The sequence below is a fragment of the Catenulispora sp. MAP12-49 genome (genome assembly GCF_041262705.1).
Classification (GTDB): Bacteria; Actinomycetota; Actinomycetes; order Streptomycetales; family Catenulisporaceae; genus Catenulispora.
Window position 1 is genome coordinate 107,814 of record NZ_JBGCCP010000010.1, and the last position, 17,776, is coordinate 125,589.

Sequence of the window (17,776 nt, forward strand, 5' to 3'; positions counted from 1 at the left end):
GAACTGAAGGATGATGCGCGGTATGACTTTCCTGGACCAGAGCGACCGGACCACACTGGCCGCCGCGCGCCTGTTCGCGGAGCGCGAGGACGGCGCCGTCGTCGGCGAGGACGCGGGGATGCTGATGGTGGCGTCGGCACGCCCCTTCCTCCGATCGCTGTTCTACAGCTCCGCGCGGCGGTTCGACCGCGGGGTCCCGGCGGAGAAGTCGGTCGAGGCGGTCCGGTCCTTCGGCGAGGAGCACGGTCAGCGGCTGAACCTCTGGGCCTCGGTCGACGGGGACGCGGATCTCATAGCCGCGGCCGAAGCGGCGGGGATGACCCGCGGCATTGAGCTGGAGGACATGGGGATCGCGTCGGCGCCGGCCGTCCCGACGCCGGGGTTCGACGTCGAACTCGCCGAGGTCCGCGACGCCGAGGAGGCCGACTCGTTCGCGGACGTGCACCGCGCTCTGCGGATCGAGGCGGAGCAGGACCCGGAGACGGTGTCGCACTTCGCCTCGCACGCGGTGCTGCTGGACCCGCGGGTCCACGCGTTCGTCGCCTATGCGGAGCGTAAGCCGGCTGCGGCCGCTTTGGCATTCCGGCACGAGGACTCCGCCGGGCTGTTCTGGGTCGCCACCAAGACCTCCGCGCGCAATCGCGGGCTCGGCGCGCTGGTGTCCGCCGCCGCCATCGACGGCGCGTTCCGGGCCGGGGCCAAGAGCGCGACGCTGACCGCTACAGCGCTGGGTGCGCCGGTGTACCGGCGGTTGGGGTTCGAGCGCTTCTCGGGGCGGGCGCGCTATACGTTCTGAGCGCTATACGTTCCGAGCGCTATACGTTCCGAGAACAGACAAGTGGGGCGCACTCCCTATACAAGGAGTGCGCCCCACTATGCGCTGTCAGCGGACTACTTCAGCTTCGTCCCCACCGAACGCAGGTCCGTGCACGCCTCGACGACGCGCGCGGCCATGCCGCCCTCGGCCGACTTGCCGTAGGTGCGCGGGTCGTAGGTCTTCTTGTTGCCGACCTCGCCGTCGACCTTCAGGACGCCGTCGTAGTTCTTGAACATGTGGTCGACGATCGGCCGGGTGAACGCGTACTGCGTGTCGGTGTCGATGTTCATCTTCACCACGCCGTAGTCCAGGGCCTCGCGGATCTCCTCCAGGGTGGAGCCGGAGCCGCCGTGGAAGACCAGGTCGAACGGCTTGTCGCCGTGGCCGGCGTGCTTGGCCGCGACGGCCTCCTGGATGTCGTGCAGGATGCTCGGGCGCAGCTTGACGTTGCCCGGCTTGTACACGCCGTGCACGTTGCCGAACGTGGCCGCCAGCAGGTAGCGGCCCTTCTCGCCCAGGCCGATCGCGTCGACGGTCTTCAGCACGTCCTCGGCGGTGGTGTAGAGCTTCTCGTTGATCTCGTTGGCGACACCGTCCTCCTCGCCGCCGACGACGCCGATCTCCAGCTCCATGATGATGTTCGCCGCGGCGCACTTGGCGAGCAGCTCCTGCGCGATCTGCAGGTTCTCGTCCAGCGGCACCGCCGAGCCGTCCCACATGTGGGACTGGAACAGCGGCTGCTGCCCGGCCTTGACCCGCTCGGCCGAGACCTCGATGAGCGGCCGCATGAAGCCGTCGAGCTTGTCCTTCGGGCAGTGGTCGGTGTGCAGGGCCACCGTGATGTCGTACTTGGCCGCGACCACGTGCGCGAACTCCGCCAGCGCCACCGAGCCGGTGACCATGTCCTTGACGGAGCCGGACAGGTACTCCGCACCACCGGTGGAGATCTGCAGGATGCCGTCGCTCTCGGCCTCGGCGAAGCCGCGCAGGGCGGCGTTCAGCGTCTGGGAGGAGGTCACGTTGATCGCGGGGTAGGCGAACCGGCCGGCCTTGGCCCGGTCCAGCATCTCGCGGTAGACCTCAGGGGTCGCGATAGCCATCGCTGTTGTCTCCTTGGGTGGGACGGTCGCACTCGGATTAGCGCTGCTGGGGCGCAGTTTACCGGCTGCGGTGCCGACCGCTCGAAGCGACCGAATCCTGGTCGCTCTGCGGATAAGCGGCAGGACCGGCGCCCCCGGCCTTCTGGGCCTTCTGGGCCTTCTTGGTCTTGCGCCACTCGAAGAAGATCGGCAGCAGCGACAGCGCCACGATGACCAGGGTGATCGGGATGATGTACTTGTCGACCTTGTCCGCGCTGATCGCGTTGGAGGCCAGGCGGCCCAGCAGCAGCACGCCGTCGGCCCAGATAACACCGCCGACCAGGTTCGCCATGAAGAACTTCTTGGCGGGCATCTCCAGCACACCGGCGACCGGGTTCATGAAGGTGCGCACGATCGGGATGAAGCGCGCCAGCACCACGGCCTTGGTCTCGCCGTAGTTGTTGAACACCTCCTCGGCCTTGTCCACGTGCTCGCGCTTGAACAGCCGGCTGTCCGGCTTGTCGAACAGCGGTCGGCCGAAGCGCGCGCCGAGGTAGTGCCCGAGCTGGGCGCCGGCCACGGCGCAGATCGGCACGGCCAGCAGCAGCAGCGGCAGCGACAGGTGGTGGGTGTTGGTCACGCCGGCCGAGGACTTGCCCGACAGCGTGAGCAGGCCGGCGATGAACAGCAGCGAGTCGCCGGGCAGGACGAACCCGATCATCAGACCGGTTTCGGCGAAGATGATCGCGCAGACGCCGAGCACGGCGAAGTTGCCGAGCGCGTTGATCCAGTCCGTCGCGGAGATCGGATTGAAGGCCAGGAAGTGGGCCATGGTGGAGGTCACAGGACTGAGGCTACCTTGTCGTTACTACAGCGTGTGGCAGTTGACGGCGTCCCGGACGGCTCCCGGCCTGGTCAGACCCGGGTCGGACCCTGTTCAGACCCTGGTCGGACCTGATCGGGCCGGGAGCACAGCGACGCTATGAGCTTGGACGACCGGTGCGCGGGGCAGCCTCTGGGCAGCCTCTCGGCGCCGGTCAGCTCGACTGGTGCAGCGAGCCCACCATACCGAGCAGCGCCGAGTCGTACTGCGGGTCCGAGGAGACCACCGCGGCCACGCCGGACGCGGCCGGTGCCGCGGCGCCGGGGGCGGCGTTGAGCTTCCACAGCATGGGCTGCACGCCGGGCCCGTTGTCGCAGGTCACCGCCCATTCATGATATTCGGCCGTGGCCTGCCCCGCGAGCGCGTACTTGGCCGAGGACCGCAGGACCATCGAGGCCTTCACCATGCCGGAACCGCCGGGCTTCACCGCCGGGCAGGTGATGGCGGAGGCGGAGGCCGCCTCGCCCGGCCACCAGCCGGTGTCCTTGGTCGCGGTGCTCAGCGGCCAGGAGGTCGCCGTGGCGTCCGACTTGAGGTAGAGACCGTCCACACCGCAGGGCAGCGTGTCCGTGCCGGCGGCCGCCGGGTTCGGAGCCGGGCTGGTCGCCGGCGTCACGCAGCCGGCGGTGCCGGAGATCTTGGTCAGCTGCCAGCCGTCGGCCAGGGTGAAGTCGAGCGTGCCCACGCTCGAGGCGGTACCCGACGCCGCGCTCAGGCCCGGCGTCGGGGCCGAGCCGGTCGGGGTGCCGGTAACGGCGCCCTGGACGCTGGACTCGCCGCCGGACGAACCCGCGCTGACCGTCCCCTTGCCGGAGCCCGACGGCAGCTGCGCACCCGCGAAAACGCCGCCGGCCAGCGCGGCGGCGACGGTGACGGGCACCCACATCCGGCGCCACGACCACCAGGCGTCCCGCTTGGCCCGCACCCCCGCCGTGTGCTCGTTCGGCGGGATACCGGGCCGGAGCGTGGAATGCGTGACGAGTTCACTGCGTGCCTGCAGCGCAGCACGTAGCCTCGTCTCGATCTCTAGCTCGTCCCGCTCTTCCACAGCCCGCACCCCAAAGTGTTGACACCTGATTAGGTTCTGGCAGGTAGACGCGCGAACCACCACGCTGGTTGCGTCTGATCCACGGCCATAATCGCGAACGCCTCACAGCGCGCGCGACCTCCTCTGTCTACACGACGCGATGTGTGTCAGACATTAAGATCCCCCAGCGTATAGACGGTGTAGTACGGCAGCCCCTCCGCCGCGATCGCCTCCGCGGCGCCCGTGGCCCGGTCCACGATGGTAGCCACTGCCACCACTTCGGCTCCGGCCTCCCTCAGCGCGCGCACCGCTTCCAGCGGAGAACCGCCGGTCGTGGAGGTGTCCTCGACCGCGAGCACGCGCCGCCCGGCGACCTCCGGCCCCTCGATGCGGCGCTGCATGCCGTGCGCCTTGGCCGCCTTGCGCACCACGAACGCGTCCAGCGTGGACCCGCCGGCGGCTGCGGCGTGCAGCATCGCGGTCGCGACCGGGTCCGCGCCCATCGTCAGCCCGCCGACCGCGTCGAAGTCCAGCTCCCGCGTCAGCTCCAGCATCGCGGTCCCGACCAGCGGCGCGGCCGTCCCGTCCAGCGTGATCCGCCGCAGGTCCAGGTACCAGTCGGCCTTGAGCCCGGAGGACAGCGTGACCTCCCCGCGCACCACCGCCTTGGCCTGGATCTCCTTCAGGAGGGCATCACGGGCGGGGCTGGGCTGGGCGACGATCGGCGCGTTGGACATGCCCCCAAGGGTAGCCAACCCGGCGCCGCCGCCGATCGCGTTCCTCAGCCTCTCGCCTCGGGCCGAGGACTGCGCTTAGGCTCAACAGGGTGAGCGTCGTGTCCGAGCCGTGTGCTGTCGCCAGTTTTGGGAGCCGTCTGTGGCGATGATCTGTGCCGTCAGCTTCACCCGCTACGGCCGTCTGTATTACTACGCCCCCGGGCCGATCAGCCCGAAGGTCGGCGACAAGGTGCTGGTGCCCACCTCCGCGGGCCCCGAGGTGGCGGAGTGCATCTGGGCACCGCAGTGGGTCGACACCCAGGACGACGCGGAGATCGGCGGCCTGGACGACCTCGTCGGCTTCCCCACCCCGGACGACCTGGCCCGCGACGAGCGCAGCCGGGAACGCCGGGCCCGCGCCCGGGTCGTCGCCAAGCGCCAGATCCGCGAGCAGGGACTGCCGATGAAGGTGGTCGGCGTCGACTTCGTGGAGTCGGAGAAGCAGATCACCGTCTACTTCTCCGCCCCGCAGTACGTGGACTTCCGCGAACTGGTCCGAACCCTCGCCCGCGAACTGGACGCCCGCATCGAGCTCCGCCAACTCGGCGCCCGCGACGAGGCACGGATCCAGGGCGGAATCGGCCCGTGCGGACGCGACACCTGCTGCTCGACGTTCCTTAAGGACTTCGAGCCTGTGTCGGTCCGCATGGCCAAGGACCAGGACCTGCCGGTGAACCCGCTGAAGATCTCCGGCGCCTGCGGGCGGCTTATGTGTTGTCTCAAGTATGAGCACCCGCTCTATGTCGAGACCAAGGCCAAGGCGCCCGCGCGCGGCGAGAAGGTGGTGACGCCGGAGGGTCCGGGGCGGGTCGTCGGGCTGAACGTGCCGTCGGAGACGGTGAAGGTGCGGCTGGACGAGACGGGGCGGACATGCTCGTGCTCGCTCGCTTCGGTCTGCGGTTCGCGTCAGGACTATGAGTCCTCACGTAAGGACGGTTCTATGCGGTGGGACGCGGAGGCGGACGAAGGCGGCCAGTAGGGCTCTTCAAGTCCTCGGCGAGCCGCAGGAGGGCGTCCGCGTGGACGTCCACGTGCACGATCTGTCGCGCGGTTCTCAGCCCTGCGTCCAGATCGGACACCGCCTGGGCCCGTGCCAGCTCAGCCGCCGCGACAGACCGCTGGTGGCTGTGCTCGACGTCCGCGAACGCCGTCTCCGCGGCGGTCAGGATCACCCGGGCGCGGACAGGGTCGGCCCGGTGAACGGACCGCGCCACCCGTGCGAGCGTCATAAGTCGGACCAGCTTGTTGTGTGAGAAGCCGGCGTCCGCCTCAGCGCATTCAGCGGCGAAGACTGCAAGCTCAGAATCCGTACCCGAGAAGACATCACACAAAGAGACCCACCCCTCGATCTGCTCGTGGAGATCGGGCACGTGTTCCATCAAGGCCACGGCACGCCGGGGATCAACGGCTGCCAGCCGGGGAATGGCACGAGCCAGGACGCGCCCTCTGAGCTGTGGGTCTGGTACCAGATCCGCTTTCGCCAGCGCATCCTCCGGGTTCTGCGAAGCAACCCGTTCGAGGACAGCGGCGAGCAGGCACCGCCGGCGGCAAGAGCACGCCGCGTCCGCAAGACTCTCGGCCTCGGCCAGGGCACGATCGGCACGCGTCCGGTCGACCGCACTGAGCGCACCACCCGCCTCAGCAAGCGCAATGGTCTTCGAGTGCATGTCCGGTATGGCCTTCGCCGCCCGCCAGGCAGCGCGCGCTGCCCGCAATGCGGCCGGCGCGTCAGCGACCGCGAGGCCTGCCGAGACCTTGGCGAGGGTGAAAGAGCGAACATAGAGATCATCGATGGCGGTCGCCACAGCGATCGCGTCGGCCGACTCGTCCGCGGCGACCTCGGGAGCAACACCTGTGCGCAGCGCCGAGAGCCGGGCCACCATCGGCGCCCGGAGATGCGGTTGCACGACCTTCGTCACGGCCAGTCCCGCTTCATCAAGCAGTCCTGGTTCTATTAGCCCCACAGCACGCATTGTGGCGGAGTGAACCTCCCCCTGCTGGCCGTGACGTGGTGTGGAATCGGACGTTTATGGATAGCTAGTCACAAACGACACCCCGCGCCGCAGGAGGAGAACTGCCCGTGAACCCCAGTCCGACAGCACGGCGGGCCGTAGCGGTGGCCGTCGCCGGCCTTCTCCTGACCACTGGGTGCAGCAGCAGCAGCTCGCATGCGTCGCAGAAGCCTCCGACCCCGGGGGGACGCGGCGCCTCGGGCAGCACCTCCGCCAACGCGCCCGCCCCCGCGGCCGCCACCACCGACGCCGTCCCGGCGGACCTGCAGCAGTTCTACGACCAGAAGCCGACGTGGGCGTCCTGCACCTCGGACAGCAGCGGCCCCGGCTGGACCTGCGCGAAGATCACGGTGCCGCTGGACTACTCGGACCCGTCCAAGGGCACGACGTACATCATGGCGACCCGCAAAGCCGCCACCGGCCCCGCGGACCAGCGCGTGGGCTCCCTGCTGCTGAACCCCGGCGGCCCCGGCGGCGCGGGCATCGCCTACGCGCAGGACCCGAGCGTCGTCACCAAGAACGTCGCGGCCCACTACGACCTCATCGGCTTCGACCCCCGCGGCGTCGGCCAGTCGGACCCGATCCGCTGCCTGTCGAACGACACCGCGGCCATGGACGAGTTCGTCTCGGCCGACCCGATGCCCCGCACCGACGCCCAGGTCGCGGAGGTCGTGAAGGAGTCCCAGGCCATCGGCAAGGCCTGCGAGCAGAAGTCGGCCCGCCTGCTGCCCTACGTCGGCACCCCCAACGCGGCCCGCGACATGGACGTCATCCGCGCCGTCGTCGGCGACACCAAGCTGCACTACCTCGGCAAGTCCTACGGCACCTACCTGGGCGCCGTCTACGCGGGCCTGTTCCCCCAGAACACCGGCCGCCTGGTCCTGGACGGCGCCATCGACCCGACCCTGACCGCCAAGCAGATGAACATCGCCCAGGCCCAGGGCTTCGAGAAACTGATCCGCGAATTCGCCGCCGACTGCGTCACCCACTCCGGCTGCCCCCTCGGCACCGACAGCGCCACAGCAGTCGACAAACTGATGACCTACCTCCAGTCCCTCCAGGACCACCCCGTCCCCACCCACGACGCCAACCGCACAGTGAACTACGGCCTGGCCCTCACAGCGGTCCTCCAGGTCATGTACGTCCCCCAGTACTGGGGAGACCTCCGCGACGCCCTCAGCGCCGCCATGAACGGCGACGGCACCCGCCTCCTCCAGTGGGCGGACCTCTACAACGACCGCACCGACGGCACATACGACAACCAGACAGACGCCAACATCGCCATCAACTGCCTCGACCGCCCCGACCCCGACGCCGAGAACGCCCAACAAATCGAGGCCAAAGAAGTCCCGGACTACAAGTCCCAAGCCCCCCTCCTCGGCGAAATGCTCGCCTGGGCCGACCTCTCCTGCGCCACCTGGCCCGTAAAACCCGAATCCAAGCCCGCCCCCATCACCGCCCCAGGCAGCGCCCCCATCCTCGTAGTGGGCACAAAAGACGACCCCGCCACCCCCTACCCCTGGGCCCAGGGCCTGGCCAAACAACTCCAGAACGGCCACCTCCTCACCTTCAACGGAAGCGGCCACACCGCCTACACCCGAGGCTCCCAGTGCATCGACAACGCAGTCGACGCCTACCTCCTCCAAGGCACAGTCCCCCCGCCAGGGATCACTTGTGACGTCAGCCCCTAGCGTCAGGTACACTCGTGCCCCGGCCCGCGGTGCATGCTGACGGGTCGGGCCTCCTTAGCTCAGTCGGCCAGAGCGACGCACTCGTAATGCGTAGGTCGTCGGTTCGATTCCGACAGGAGGCTCAGGCGAAGCCCAGGTCAGACGATGTCTGGCCTGGGCTTTTTCGTTGGCTGAGCGGGTAGCGAAAGCCTGTTGCCCGGCATGCGGCGCGCAACGACACTTCCGCCATGGACTGGAGCAGGCCGCACCCCTACGATCCCGCGCTCTCCGAGGCGATCGGCCTTGTTGCTTACGAGAGTGCTGTGCTTGATGACGTGCTGCGGCAAGCGATCGATGAGCTTTTCTACGACGACAGCTATACGTGGATTCTGTTGGAAGGTCAGTCGACAGAGTGGCTGATCGATACCACTAAGACGTTGCTCAAATACTCTGACCACGGGATGCAGAAGTTTGGCGCGGAGGGCCATGAAGCCCTTATGCGCCTGCTCGACGAAGCCCGGCCGCTTTCCGCCCTGCGTAACGCGGTGATCCACGGGGTGTGGTCGGAGACCAGCACGTTGGGGGAAGGCGCGAAGCCCAGGTATTGGGGCGGGCCCCTGGATGGGGCCTATTTCTGCCTTCGGAGTCGCGTGCGGCGTTACGACGACGAGCGGCCCTTCACCATCGGTGACATTGAGCGTATCGCGACGGAATACATGACCTTGTCCGTTCGAATAGTCGATCTGTGTCTCAGGCTGACGGAAGATCCTGAAACCGGTCCGCGCGCCTTCGGCAACTGGCGCGCCGCGCGGCAGTACCTGGCCGAGCAGCCGACGGGGCCGAATTCCCCCTACGTTGGTATCCATGACCGAGCAAATGGTGGGTGTTAACGGGGTCGAGCTCTGTGTCGAGACCTTCGGTGATCCGGCCGATTCCGCGCTGCTTCTCATACCGGGGGCTGGTGGGTCGATGGAGACGTGGGAGGCCGATTTCTGTTTGGCGTTGGCCGGGGTTGGGCGGTTCGTGATTCGGTACGACCTGCGTGACACTGGGCGGTCTGTTTCGTATCCGGTGGGGGCGCCGGGGTATGGGTTCCTCGACTTGGTGGGGGATGCGGTGGGGTTGGTCGAGGTGTTCGGTGGTGGGCGGGCGGGGGTCGCGGGGTTGTCGATGGGTGGGGCGATTGGGCAGTACATGGCGGTTGATCATGCGGAGAAGGTGGCTTCGCTCGCGTTGATCTCGACCAGTCCGGTGTTCCCTGCTGAGTTGCCGCCGCTGACGGCGCAGCTTCTTGAGGCCTATGGCGCTATGACTGATCCGGACTGGGGTGATCGGGAGGCGGTCGTTGAGCACCTTGTGCGGGGGGCTCGGATTCACTGGGGGCCGTTGGGGTTCGATGAGGGTGTTGTTCGCGAGGCGGCCGGGCGTATTTATGACCGGAGCCCTGACCTGCGGACCACCGGGAACCACAATGTGATGAAGCGGGCGGATGGGCCCGAGCGGGACATGCTGGCACTGCTTAGTGCGGTCAGTGTGCCGACGATTGTCATTCACGGGGCCGCGGACCCGATGTTCCCGTCGGAGCACGGGGCCGCGGTCGCCGAGGCGATTCCGGGGGCCGAGTTGCTGGTGCTGGACGGGGTGGGTCATCAGGCGCCGCCGCGGCCGACGTGGTCCGTGGTCGTGCCGGCCATCGCCTTCGCGACGACCGGGTAGCGGTCGGCGGTCAGCGGCCGGCGGCCGGCAGCCACAGCTAGCGACCGAGCTAGCGGCTACTCCACCTCGCCCTGGCCCGCGTCCTCGTCCTCCGCCACCCGCAGCACCAGCGGGTCCGTCTCCGCCTGCAGCATCGGGTCACCGAGGGGCTGCAGTTCGCCGGTGTCGCGGAGGTAGCGCTGGGCCAGGATGAGGGTGCGGGGGAGGTCGAGTTGGTGGGTCTCGACGAAGACGGCTTCGGTGCGTTCGCCCTCGTAGGTGGTGTAGCCGTCGTACGCAAGGGTGATCGCCGTGGTGCCCGGGTGCGCGGTCTCCAGGTGCGCGCGGGCCGCTTCCAGCGTCTCGGGGACGTCGGCGTCCGGCGGCACCGCGAAGCGGGTGAGGGTGGCGGTGCCGTCCTCGTGGTGTGCGAAGGAGAAGGGGGTGAAGGGCTGGTCGGAGAGTTGGGCGTTCTCCAGGGCGTAGTCCAGTGAGGTGAACATGAGCTCTTTGGTGCTGTCCGCGGTGTCGTCCCAGATGGTCACACGGTCAGCCTTGCAGACCGGTCGGGCGGGTGGGGGACTAATAGCCTGGCGGCATGAGTGGTGACTATCGGGTGAAGCGGGCTTATGAGGCGGCGGCCGAGGCTGACGGGAAGCGCGTTCTCGTCGACCGCTTATGGCCACGGGGAGTGAGTCGGGAGGAGGCCGCGCTCGATCTGTGGGCCAAGGACGCGACGCCCTCCAATGATCTGCGGAAGTGGCTGCACGCGCATCGCGATGAGTACGCCGAGTTCGAGGCGCGCTATAACGCCGAGTTGGACGGAGACACGGAGCAGGCCGCGCTCAAGGAGATCCGCGATCTGCACGCCGCGCACACCGTCACCCTCATCACCGCCGCCAAGGACGTCGACCACAGCCATGTGCCGGTCCTGCTCAAGCGTCTGCGGGAGGACTCTTAGCGTTAGGACGGATACCCCTCGGCAGGGGAGTAAAGGCTCTGCGGTACAAAGGGATGGGAGCGTAGGGAGGGAATCCTGATGAAGTTCCAGACCGCGATCGACATCGACGCCGCCCCGGCCACCGTGTGGCGCACCCTGACCGACGTGGAGTCCTGGCCGAAGTGGTCCGCCTCCATGACCACGGTCGAACGCCTCCAGCAGGGGGAACTGGACGTCGGCAGCAGTGCGCGGGTCACCCAGCCGAAGCTGAAAGCCGCCGTCTACACCGTCACCGAGTGCGAGCCCGGCAAGTCCTTCGTCTGGGAGATGAAGGCCACCGGGGTCAAGGTCCGCGCCGTCCACTTCGTGGAGGACCGGGGCGAGGGCGGGGCACGCATGACGCTCGGCGTGGAGCAGACCGGCGCGCTCAGCGGGCTCATCTCCCTGTTCTACGGCAAGCTCACCCGGCAGTACGTCGTCATGGAAGCCGAGGGCTTGAAGAAAGCCGCCGAGACGCTGGAAGCGGGCACCGGCCCCGGGTCCGAGTAACGCCCCTGCCAGTGCCTCACTGTATGACGGCCGTGGTGTCGATCAACCAGCTGTTCGAGTCCGTGTCGTAGTCGTAGATCGGACGCCCCTGTGCGCCGCTGGTCTGGAACGGCTTGCCGTGGTCGTCGATCCGGACGGTCCCGGACCGGGAACCGCTGCTCCAGTCCAGCTCCAGGTACCAGGCGACGTTCACGCTATGCGCGTGCGCATATATGGTCAGCACCTGCGGGTTGGACTCGGAGACCTTAAAGGGGAAGTCGACAGCGGGGGTCGTCGTGTCGCCTTGCTGGCCGGGCGTGGCGTGCGCGAGCGGACGGTCGGCGTCCAGGTTGATGTTGAACGCGGCCGGCACTATGCCGTCGCCGCATCCCTGCGCCATGGAGTACGCGGTCCACGGCAACGGAGCGGCCCTACTGACGGTCCGAATGTGCAGTCCCTGCAGCACCACCGTGTCCGAGGACGTCCCCTGGACCGACAGCTCGATCTTCATGGTCCCGGCCGGCACGGCGCCCAGTGCGCTGGCCCATCCGCGCGCGTCCTGCTCGGTCGGCGGCGGAGGAACCTCGCCGGGCTTCCTGTTGAGCAGGTACCACTGCAGGCACTTGTCCTCCCACTGGTAGGGACGGATGGTCACCGCAATGGGCGGAGCGGAAGAAGCGGAGGGAGCGGAGGAAGCAGAGGACGCGGATGAGGGCGGGGACGTAGGGGAAGTCGCGGAAGCGGGAGAAGTGGTGGTGCTGGTGGAGGCTGTTGTAGGGGAACCGCTAGTAGCGGGAAGGCTCGGCGAACTCTGTAGAGAACTCGGCACTGAACCCGCCTTAGGGCCCGCAGTCCCCTGAGGACTGGATCCCGACGACGCGAAAGCGACGCCCGCTACAGCAGCCCCGACCCCGAGGACCGCGAGCACAGCCACTGCGGGAAGAAGCCGCCGCCGACGCTGCGGAGAGAAGGAAGGGGAAGGCAGCAGAGAAGGAGACGGAGGTGGAGACGAAGGCTCAGACGCAGGCGGCTCTTCAGAGGCAGAGACCGCCGCCTCCGGAACCGGCTCCGAGACCGTCTCCGGAACCGCCTCAGCACTCGTTGAGGAACGCGCCTCAACCGCCGCCATCCACAACCGATACAGCGTCGCCATCTCCGTGGCGGAAGCTCCGGTCAACCGCGCGAACTTCTCTATGACGCCGTACTCCGGGGGCACCGTCTCCCCCTGCACATACCGATGCAGCGTCGAGGTCCCCACGTGCAACCGCTTCGCCAGAACCCCGTAGCTGAGCCCCGAACGCTCCTTCAGATCCCTCAGCAGAGCGGCGAAATCCTCAGACACCGACACCACGCGGCTCCCTCCCGTCCCGGATCGGCGTCCCGTCCCGGCCCCTAATCCGCAGCTCATGCTACGGGAAACCGTCCCGCGCACACTCCGGAAGCCTTCCACCCCCAACGGGCGCGGCCCCGGAACGGACAGGCTCCGAAGCATGACGAAGCGCATCACTCACATCGCCAAGCCGCTCCTGCCGGCCACCCTCACCCTCTCCGCTCTGATGAGCATGGCCGCCTGTGGCAGCACCGTTGCGAAGCCCTCCGCGGCGGCCGCGGGGACGAACACCACCGCCGTGAGCGCCCCGGGCACGAGCCAGCCGGGCGGCGCGCCGAGCATCTCCCAGCCGGCCGCACCCGCCGCGCCGACCGAGACCCAGACGCCGGCACAGCCTTCAAATCAGATACAGACCTCCACCCAGGCGCAGGCGCCCGCCGCGCCGAAGACGAGCGCCAACGCCGCCAAGCCCGCCTCGAAGCCCTCGACCACGAGCGACGACTCCGGCGCGGACCTTCCCGGCGACTGCGCCGTCGGGCACCTCAAGGGCACCGTGACCAGCCTCACCCGCCCCGTCAACCACGTCCTGCTCACCGTGACCAACACCGGCAGCACCACGTGCAACCTGTACTACTACCCCGGCCTGCGCCTGGACGCCGACCAGCAGTCCGTCACCCAGGCCGTGGAGGACAGCAAGCCGCAGGCCGTGGTCACCATCGCCCCCGGCGAGTCGGCGTACGCCGCGATCGGCACCTCCGCGGCCGACGGCTCCGGCGGCACCCCGGTGCTCGAGAAGCAGGTCGAGGTGTTCCTGGAGACGCGGGACCAGTCCGGCTCCCTGCCGGGTTCCATGACGCTGCCCCTGCCCGGCGGTACCTATGTCGACATGGACAAGGCGTTCGTCACCTACTGGCAGTCGGATCTTCAGAGCGCCATCGCCTGGTGACGTCCCGGCGGGCCGGTGACGGGCAGGGGAGGAAGGTCGGACATCCGTGGTCCGGCGGTACGGAGAATCACCCGCGCCGCCGAACCACGGTGCCTGTCCGCCCCGTTCGAAAACGCACAGCATTACCGTGGTTGCATGGAGTCAGCATCGGCCGGGATCCGCGAGGTCCTCGCCATCCCCGACTTCCGCCGGCTGTGGACGGCGCTGTCGCTGTCCAGCCTCGGCGACTGGCTCGGGTTGCTCGCGCAGTCCTCCCTGGCGGCGACCCTCGCCGGGGGCGGGTACGCCGGGCGCTCCTATGCGGTGGCCGGAGTCTTCGTGGTCCGGCTGATCCCGGCGGTGTTGTTCGGCCCGATCGCCGGGGTGGTCGCCGACCGGCTGGACCGGCGCTGGACGATGGTGGCCGGCGACAGCGCGCGCTGCCTGTTCTTTGTGTCGATCCCCGTGGTGGGAACGCTGTGGTGGCTGTTCGCGGCGACCTTCCTGATCGAGATCGCGGCGATGTTCTGGATCCCCGCCAAGGAGGCCACGGTCCCGAACCTGGTGCCGCCGCGGCTTCTGGAGCCGGCGAACCAGGTGTCGTTGCTGACCGCCTACGGGACCGCCCCTATCGCGGCGGGGGTGTTCACTGTCCTGTCGCTGATCACCAGAGCACTGGCGAATCAGTGGGCGTTCTTCACCGCGAAGCCGGTCAGTCTGGCTCTCTACTTCGACGCACTCACCTTCCTGTTCTCCGCCCTTACCATCGCGCGCCTTAAGAGCATCCCCGCGCGGTCCGCCACAGAGCGCGCAGCGGAGCGCCGGCACACCAGCGACACCCGTTCCCCGCTCCGGACCCTGATCGACGGCTGGCGCTATCTCGGGAACGACCGGAAGATCCGCGGTGTGATCATCGGCACAACCGGCGCCTTCGCTGCCGGCGGCGCCGTGGTCGGGCTGGCCCGGACCTACGTCGGCGACCTGCACGCCGGTCAGGCCGCCTACGGCGTCCTGTTCGGCACAGTCTTCCTCGGGCTGGCCGCCGGGATGTTCTCCGGATCGCGGGTGCTGGCCGTGGTGTCGCGGGAGCGGCTGTTCGGCTCGGTGATCTTCGCCGCCGGGATCGTGCTGTGCGTGTTCGCCCTGGTGCCGGTCCTGCTGCTCAGCGTGCTGTGCGCGCTGGTCATCGGCTTCCTCGGCGGGACCGCGTGGATCATCGGGCAGACGATGCTGGGCCGTGAGGTGGCCGACGAGCTGCGCGGCCGGACGTTCGCCTTCGTGCAGTCGCTGATCAGGGTGACGCTGGTGCTGATCCTGGCCGTGTCCCCGGCGGTGGCCGGGATATTCGGCGCGCACACGCTAAGCCTTCCCGGCCTGTCGGTCACCTATGGTGGCGCGGCCATCACCCTTTTCGGCGCGGGACTCCTGGCGGCGGGCGTCGGGTGGGTGGCGTACAGGATGATGGACACCGTGCCAGGGAAATCGTTGCGGAACGAACTGAAGGCGGCGCTTAAGCGCTCCGCCGCTCCGACGCGCGCCGGGGGCGTGGCGGAGTCGGGGATCACCTCCGGACCGGCGGCGACCGAAACCGGCGGGGAAGCGCTGCCCGACCGGGGTGGGATGGAAAGAACCGCACACACCTATACCGGCACCTTCCTGTCGTTCGAGGGCGGCGACGGCAGCGGCAAGTCCACGCAGCTGGACCTGCTGGCCGACTGGCTGCGCGCGCAGGGCCACGAGGTGGTGGTCACCCGCGAGCCCGGGGGCACCCCGCTGGGCACCAAGCTGCGGCACATCGTCCTGGACGCGCGGAACGCCGACGTCATCTCTCCGCGCGCCGAGGCCCTCATCTACGCCGCGGACCGCGCCGACCACGTCGAGCGGGTGATCCGGCCGGCGCTGGAGCGCGGCGCGGTGGTCATCACCGACCGCTACGTCGACTCCTCGCTGGCCTATCAGGGCGCCGGCCGTGCACTGTCGGCCCGGGAGGTCGAGCTGCTCTCGCAGTGGGCCACGCAGGGGCTGATGCCGGACGTCACGATCCTGATGGACCTGGACCCGATCGAGGCCGCGCGGCGCCGCAAGACTCCGGCGGACCGCCTGGAGCTGGAGTCGGTGGACTTCCACCGGCGGGTCCGCAACCGCTACCTGGAGCTGGCCACGGCCGAGCCGGAGCGGTTCGTCGTGATCAACGCCTTGGAGCCGATCGAGCAGATCTCCGGGCGCATCCGGGCCCGGCTGGAGGGCCGGATCCACCTGTCGCGCCAGCAGCGGACCGAGGAGGCGGAGCGGCGCGAGGCAGAGCGGCGCAAGGCGGCCGCGGATCGCGCCGTGCAGATGGCCGAGCTCTCCGACGCCGAGCGCCGGCGGGCCGAGGCCGAGGCCGAGCAGCGCGACCAGGCACAGCGGGAGCAGGAGGCGCGGGAGGCCGCGCGGCAGGAGCACCGGCGGCGGCTGGAGGAGGACGCCGCCAAGGCCGAGCGGGCGGCGCGGGACCGGGCACAGGGGGTGCAGGGGGCCGGGGATCTGTCCTCGCGGCTCGCACCGACCGCACCGGCAGCACCGGCAGCACCGACCGACCGGCCGACGCCGCGGCCGGGGCAGGCGTCCGATGCGGCCGCGCCGCCGCGCGCCGCCGGGCCGGGTGCCTCGGCTTCGCCTTCGAGTTCGGCTTCGGCTTCGGCGTCGCCTTCGTCCCCTGCCTCCTCTCCGTCTTCGCGGGCCGAGGACATCACAGCGCCTCCCGTCCGCGGCGAATGGGAAGTCCCGGACTACGTCGCGCAGCCGGAGTTCGACGAGGAACCGGAACAGGACGCGCTGTCGATGGCGGACGAACTGTTCGGGGCCCGGCACCAGTCGCGGCACAGCGGGGACGACGCATGAGCGGCGAGGGCGCGGGGTTCCAGCCGTACGGCGTCTGGACCGACCTGGTCGGCCAGGACCACGTCAGCGCCGAGCTGTCGCAGGCCGCACTCGGCAACGGCATGACGCACGCCTGGCTGCTGACCGGACCGCCCGGCTCGGGCCGCTCCACGGCGGCGCGCGCGTTCGCGGCGGCCCTGCAGTGCACGACGGAGAGCGAGCCCGGCTGCGGCCACTGTCTGGGCTGCCGGACCGTTCTGGAAGGCACTCACCCCGACGTGCTGCAGCTGGCCACCGACCAGCTCTCGATCGGCGTGGCCGACACCCGAGGCCTGGTGCGGCGCTCGTCGATGACCCCGGCCTCGGGCCGGTGGCAGGTGCTGTTGATCGAGGACGCCGACCGGCTCACCGAGGCGGCCGGCAACGTGCTGCTGAAGGCCGTCGAGGAACCCTCGCCCCGCACGGTGTGGATCCTGTGCGCCCCCGGGCGCGACGACATGCTGCCCACAATCCGCTCCCGCTGCCGCCACCTGCTGCTGCGCACGCCGCCGTCGGCGGCTGTCGCGGAGATCCTGGTGCGCCGCGACGGAGTGGACCCGATCCGCGCCCGCGAGGCGGCCCGCGCGGCGCAGGGTCACATCGGGCGCGCTAAGCGGTTGGCGACGGACGACGAGGCACGGTCCAAGCGCACCGAGGTGCTGGCTCTGACCTCGTCCCTGACCGACTTGGGTTCGGCCCTGGCAGCGGCGCAGAAGCTGGTCGACGCGACCGTCTCCGAGGCCAAGCGCGATGCCGAGGAGCGCAACGCTATAGAGACGGCGGAGATGCGACTCGCCCTGGGGTTCCAGGAAGGGTCGCGCAAAGCGGTACCGGGCGCGGCCGGCGCACTGAAGGATCTGGAGTCGCGGCAGAAGAAGCGCGCGACCCGGATGCAGCGCGACGCGCTCGACCTGGCGCTGGTGGACCTCGCGGCGTTCTATCGGGACGTGCTGGCCGTACAGCTCGGCGCGATCGGCGGGGCGGGCGGCGACGTCAGCGAGCCGATCCACGACGACCAGTACGCGGCCGTGCGCAAGATCGCCGCGTCGGGGACGCCTGAGGCGACGCTGCGACGGATCGAGGCGGTGCTGGCGTGCCGGAAGGCGGTGGAGCGGAACGTGGCTCCGCTCCTCGCGGTGGAGGCTATGGCTGTGAGTCTCCGGTAGAGACGCTTTCGCGAGGAACGACAGTGA

General features: G+C 69.3%; 17 protein-coding genes, 1 tRNA gene and 1 pseudogene. 11 read left to right on the forward strand and 8 right to left on the reverse strand.

Translation table 11 applies throughout. The features are described from left to right. Positions 1–22 precede the first annotated feature (22 nt). A complete protein-coding gene (locus ABIA35_RS20100; RefSeq protein WP_370335829.1) occupies positions 23–796 on the forward strand; it encodes a GNAT family N-acetyltransferase in 774 nt (257 codons plus the stop codon). Positions 797–891: 95 nt separating this feature from the next. On the opposite strand, the gene fbaA is transcribed toward ABIA35_RS20100, so the two are convergent. The 4 genes from fbaA to pyrE all read right to left on the reverse strand — a co-directional run bounded on the left by fbaA (position 892) and on the right by pyrE (position 4,543). Further along, positions 892–1,917: a class II fructose-bisphosphate aldolase gene (gene fbaA / locus ABIA35_RS20105; RefSeq protein ID WP_370335831.1), complete on the reverse strand. Its 1,026-nt coding sequence runs from the start codon at positions 1,915–1,917 to the stop codon at positions 892–894. Positions 1,918–1,975: 58 nt separating this feature from the next. Beyond that, on the reverse strand, positions 1,976–2,740 hold the full coding sequence (locus ABIA35_RS20110) for a DedA family protein (RefSeq protein ID WP_370335832.1): 765 nt from the start codon (positions 2,738–2,740) through the stop codon (positions 1,976–1,978). 193 nt (positions 2,741–2,933) lie between these two features. Continuing rightward, positions 2,934–3,827 (reverse strand): hypothetical protein, encoded by an 894-nt coding sequence (locus ABIA35_RS20115; RefSeq protein ID WP_370358872.1) that lies wholly within the window; start codon positions 3,825–3,827, stop codon positions 2,934–2,936. A 146-nt stretch (positions 3,828–3,973) separates the two neighbouring features. Beyond that, positions 3,974–4,543 carry an orotate phosphoribosyltransferase gene (gene pyrE / locus ABIA35_RS20120; protein WP_370335836.1) on the reverse strand — a complete coding sequence of 190 codons (570 nt, stop codon included), beginning with the start codon at positions 4,541–4,543 and terminating at the stop codon, positions 3,974–3,976. A gap of 145 nt (positions 4,544–4,688) precedes the next feature. Here pyrE and ABIA35_RS20125 point away from each other — a divergent pair, with 145 nt between their 5' ends. Then, entirely contained in the window at positions 4,689–5,561 is an 873-nt protein-coding gene (locus ABIA35_RS20125) for a stage 0 sporulation family protein (RefSeq protein WP_370336477.1), read from the forward strand. Here ABIA35_RS20125 and ABIA35_RS20130 read toward each other — a convergent pair. Next, complete coding sequence (locus tag ABIA35_RS20130) at positions 5,521–6,501, reverse strand: hypothetical protein (RefSeq protein ID WP_370358873.1); 981 nt, start codon at positions 6,499–6,501, stop codon at positions 5,521–5,523. The genes ABIA35_RS20125 and ABIA35_RS20130 overlap by 41 nt on opposite strands. Before the next feature lie 161 nt (positions 6,502–6,662). Between ABIA35_RS20130 and ABIA35_RS20135 the strand changes: the two genes are divergently transcribed. The 4 genes from ABIA35_RS20135 (at position 6,663) to ABIA35_RS20150 (ending at position 9,980) form a co-directional block, all read left to right on the forward strand. Next, entirely contained in the window at positions 6,663–8,285 is a 1,623-nt protein-coding gene (locus ABIA35_RS20135) for an alpha/beta hydrolase (RefSeq protein WP_370358874.1), read from the forward strand. Between the two features lie 48 nt (positions 8,286–8,333). Further along, positions 8,334–8,407: transfer RNA gene (locus ABIA35_RS20140), tRNA-Thr, on the forward strand. Between the two features lie 105 nt (positions 8,408–8,512). Next, on the forward strand, positions 8,513–9,154 hold the full coding sequence (locus ABIA35_RS20145) for a hypothetical protein (RefSeq protein WP_370358875.1): 642 nt from the start codon (positions 8,513–8,515) through the stop codon (positions 9,152–9,154). Beyond that, positions 9,129–9,980, forward strand: coding sequence for an alpha/beta fold hydrolase (locus tag ABIA35_RS20150; protein WP_370358876.1), 852 nt, complete (start codon positions 9,129–9,131; stop codon positions 9,978–9,980). The genes ABIA35_RS20145 and ABIA35_RS20150 overlap by 26 nt, the downstream gene beginning before the upstream one ends. 56 nt (positions 9,981–10,036) lie before the next feature. On the opposite strand, the gene ABIA35_RS20155 is transcribed toward ABIA35_RS20150, so the two are convergent. Next, positions 10,037–10,504, reverse strand: coding sequence for a hypothetical protein (locus tag ABIA35_RS20155; protein ID WP_370335870.1), 468 nt, complete (start codon positions 10,502–10,504; stop codon positions 10,037–10,039). 53 nt (positions 10,505–10,557) lie between these two features. On the opposite strand from ABIA35_RS20155, the gene ABIA35_RS20160 reads away from it, so the two are divergent. Together ABIA35_RS20160 and ABIA35_RS20165 are read left to right on the forward strand one after the other, a co-directional pair. Next, positions 10,558–10,920 (forward strand): DUF488 domain-containing protein, encoded by a 363-nt coding sequence (locus ABIA35_RS20160; protein WP_370358877.1) that lies wholly within the window; start codon positions 10,558–10,560, stop codon positions 10,918–10,920. A gap of 78 nt (positions 10,921–10,998) precedes the next feature. Continuing rightward, positions 10,999–11,448 carry an SRPBCC family protein gene (locus ABIA35_RS20165; protein ID WP_370358878.1) on the forward strand — a complete coding sequence of 150 codons (450 nt, stop codon included), beginning with the start codon at positions 10,999–11,001 and terminating at the stop codon, positions 11,446–11,448. Positions 11,449–11,464: 16 nt separating this feature from the next. On the opposite strand, the gene ABIA35_RS20170 is transcribed toward ABIA35_RS20165, so the two are convergent. Together ABIA35_RS20170 and ABIA35_RS20175 are read right to left on the reverse strand one after the other, a co-directional pair. After that, positions 11,465–12,082, reverse strand: a complete 618-nt coding sequence (locus ABIA35_RS20170; RefSeq protein WP_370358964.1) for a hypothetical protein — start codon at positions 12,080–12,082, stop codon at positions 11,465–11,467. Between the two features lie 498 nt (positions 12,083–12,580). Further along, positions 12,581–12,931 (reverse strand): annotated as a pseudogene (locus ABIA35_RS20175) (helix-turn-helix domain-containing protein); the annotation flags it as partial. On the opposite strand from ABIA35_RS20175, the gene ABIA35_RS20180 reads away from it, so the two are divergent. From ABIA35_RS20180 to ABIA35_RS20190, 3 genes are all read left to right on the forward strand, one after another. After that, positions 12,918–13,703, forward strand: a complete 786-nt coding sequence (locus tag ABIA35_RS20180) for a DUF4232 domain-containing protein (RefSeq protein WP_370358879.1) — start codon at positions 12,918–12,920, stop codon at positions 13,701–13,703. The pseudogene ABIA35_RS20175 and the gene ABIA35_RS20180 overlap by 14 nt on opposite strands. 135 nt (positions 13,704–13,838) lie before the next feature. Beyond that, positions 13,839–16,565, forward strand: coding sequence for a dTMP kinase (tmk, locus tag ABIA35_RS20185; protein ID WP_370358880.1), 2,727 nt, complete (start codon positions 13,839–13,841; stop codon positions 16,563–16,565). After that, entirely contained in the window at positions 16,562–17,749 is a 1,188-nt protein-coding gene (locus tag ABIA35_RS20190) for a DNA polymerase III subunit delta' (RefSeq protein WP_370335880.1), read from the forward strand. The genes tmk and ABIA35_RS20190 overlap by 4 nt, the downstream gene beginning before the upstream one ends. Positions 17,750–17,776: the final 27 nt, after the last annotated feature.